The organism is Oleiphilus sp. HI0117 (assembly GCF_001635235.1).
On record NZ_LWGA01001122.1, the window covers coordinates 1 to 769 of the forward strand.

Consider the following 769-nt stretch of genomic DNA (forward strand, 5'->3'; position numbering starts at 1 on the left):
TAAGTCATGAGCCCAGGGTAATACAGACATGTTATTTCGCATAATAGAAACAATCGAAGCGAGTGGAGCTCGATCACAATAAACCACCTTCGCTCTCGGCATCACCTTCATAATGAAATCGATTAGGAATATGTTTTCTAGAGACTTATCAGTAAAACGTTTTACGTCGCTTGATGAATCTTCCGGCAATAAGCCATGTCGCATATAAGAAGATTCGAGCTGACTAACGAAAGCTTCCCAAAAGTTTTGTCCACCACTTTGATAAGCAACGGCTAATGCCTCAATAACGGACCCGGTTTCTTCACCTTTGCCAACATTCTGAGGCCCATGACAAATGATATTTTCCAACAAGGTTGAACCACAACGTGGCACACCAATAATAAAAACAGGTTCGAGATTAGCAAGTCGAGAAGTAAAATGTGCAGAATCAGGTGGCGTCAACTGAGGCAATGCCTGCAGATAAAACTCGGTACTTCTCGGAAATTGAGTAATCGAACTGTAAATTCGATGCGCAGCGACAAGATGCTCCATCTCAACTAGCGGCTCACCTTGCTTTTTAGCAAAATTTGCCAACAACCATTGATAATAAAAGCGATTGTCTCCCTCTAAAGTAGCCTCATCAACATCGATTAAGCGTTGATACAATTCGGGGTGAAGACTCTCTGCATCCAATTGAACAAGGCGATATGCAAACGACAGGTTTTCAGGGAAGTCTTCCGAACCTTTATTCAATACATCTTTAGCGACAGCCAACTGTCCGTGATCAACA

General features: G+C 42.4%; 1 protein-coding gene. It reads right to left on the reverse strand.

Translation table 11 applies throughout. The features are described from left to right. Positions 1-769 (reverse strand): sulfotransferase (locus A3757_RS20125; RefSeq protein ID WP_197470157.1); only part of this gene is annotated, 769 nt, incomplete at both ends.